Annotated in this window: 3 protein-coding genes; all 3 read right to left on the minus strand. The window is 66.8% G+C overall.

From position 1 onward, the window contains the following. Positions 1 to 325: 325 nt before the first annotated feature. Positions 326 to 883 carry a flagellar biosynthetic protein FliO gene (gene fliO / locus ACKTTN_RS14490; protein WP_407910618.1) on the minus strand — a complete coding sequence of 186 codons (558 nt, stop codon included), beginning with the start codon at positions 881 to 883 and terminating at the stop codon, positions 326 to 328. Between the two features lie 26 nt (positions 884 to 909). Then, complete coding sequence (gene fliN / locus ACKTTN_RS14495; RefSeq protein WP_407910619.1) at positions 910 to 1239, minus strand: flagellar motor switch protein FliN; 330 nt, start codon at positions 1237 to 1239, stop codon at positions 910 to 912. Between the two features lie 4 nt (positions 1240 to 1243). Next, positions 1244 to 1947: flagellar motor switch protein FliM (fliM, locus tag ACKTTN_RS14500; protein ID WP_407910620.1), on the minus strand; the 704-nt coding region annotated here is incomplete at its 5' end.

Below are 1947 nucleotides of genomic sequence, written 5' to 3' on the forward strand. Positions count from 1 at the left end.
GCACGATGATGATGCGGGTGAACGCGGTGATGCCCATCAGCGCCGCGGGCAGCAGCGTGATGCCGGTCATCAGCAGCAGCACCTGCAGCGGCATGCTCACCGGCTGGCCACCGACCTGGCCGACGTTGATGGCCGGNNAGCGGGCGCGACGGCGAAGCGGCCGCGACGTTCGTCGCCGCAGCGGCAGCCGGTTGCGTTGCCGCAGCGACGGCAGGTGTCGTCGGCGCGGCTTGCGCATGCGCGGAATGCGTCAGCAGCCCGTAGGCGAGGCCGATCAGCAGCGCGATCGCGCACAGCGTGCGCATGAAGCGTTCAAGCGTTCCGGTCATGACTTCTTGCCGAAATGCTGCGCGAGCACCTGTGCGAACACGGACGGTGCAGTCGACTCGGCGACGGGCAGCGGATGTTCCAGCGTGTGCAAGGTCCGTACCCCGCCCTGGCCAACGCCGACAAGCAGCTGCTGCCCGCCGACGTCGAGCACCACCGCGCGTTCGCGCGGGCCGAGCGCAACGCTCGCCACGACCTTCAATTGCGACGAACTGCCACCGCGATTCATGCCGGGCATGCGCTTGGCGAGCCAGCCGAGGCCGAGGATCAGGCCGATGACCAGCACCAGCGAGAACACCGCGCCACCGATGCTGCCGGCGTCCGCGGCAGGCGAATGCGTATTCGCGTGCGCGACCTGCGCAGTCGTTGTCGGGCGCAGCGGAAACGAAACCTTGCCGGTCGACGCGACAGGCTGCGTTGCAGCCGTCGTTGTCGTCGATGACGAAGCAGCGGGCGCGACGTTCGCGGTCGCAGGCGAAGCGACAGTTGCAGCCGTCGTCGCATCCGCCACCGTCGTGTTCGCAGCCGCCTGCGCGGGCGCCGCGACTGCGGCCATCTCGTCCATCGCCGGACCCACGCCGCTCACTTGAGTCGCTTGATGCGCTCGGACGGGCTCACGACATCGGTGAGCCGCACGCCGAAGCGATCGTTGACCACGACCACTTCGCCCTGCGCGATCAGCGTGCCGTTGACGTAGACATCGAGCGGTTCGCCGGCGGCGCGCTCGAGTTCCACCACCGAGCCCTGGTTGAGCTGCAGCAGGTTGCGGATCGGAATGCGCGCGCGACCGACTTCCAGCGACAGCGTCACGTTGACGTCGAGGATCACGTCGAGATTGAGGTCCGCGCCGGCGCCGCCTTCGGCGGTCAGTGCATCGAACGCCGCGGGCGCGGCAAGGTCGGAAGTGTTCATGGCGTTAGCCCAGGGAATCGAGGGGAATCAGCGAGCGCGGCTGGTTCACGTGGGTGATCTTGATGGCGTTCTTGCCGTTGTGCGTTCCGAATTCGCCGCCGAACAATGGCGTGCCTTCGACTTCCACCGACAACTGCTTCGGCAGGTCGATCGGAATCACGTCGCCGACCTTCAGCTTGCTCAGCGCGCGCAGCGAGATCGAGCGCTGCGCAAGGCTGCTGCTGACTTCGACCTCCGCGTCCTGCAGCTGCGAGCGCAGCGCGCGCGTCCAGTTCTCGTCCTTCTCGATGCGATCGGACTGCACGCCGGCGTCGAGGAGTTCGCGGATCGGCTCCAGCATCGAATACGGCAGCGCGACATGCAGTTCGCCGCCGCCGCCCTCGAGCTCGACGTGGAAGCGGCTGACCGCGATGTACTCGCGCGGCGAAATGATGTTGGCGAAGTGCGGGTTGACCTCGGAGTTCACGTATTCGAACTCGACCGGCAACACCGGCGCCCAGGCTTCGGTGAGGTCGGCGAAGGTCTGCTTGAGCAGCAGCTGGATCACGCGCATTTCGGTCGGCGTGAACTCGCGGCCTTCGATGCGCGTGTGGTACTTGCCCATGCCGCCGAAGAAGTTGTCGACGGTGGTGAACACCAGGCGCGGTTCGAACACGATGATGCCGGTGCCACGCAGCGGCTTCATCTTCACCAGGTTGAGGTTGTTCG

Origin of the sequence: Lysobacter claricitrinus, from assembly GCF_045866565.1 — a bacterium.
Classification (GTDB): domain Bacteria; phylum Pseudomonadota; class Gammaproteobacteria; order Xanthomonadales; family Xanthomonadaceae; genus Cognatilysobacter; species Cognatilysobacter claricitrinus.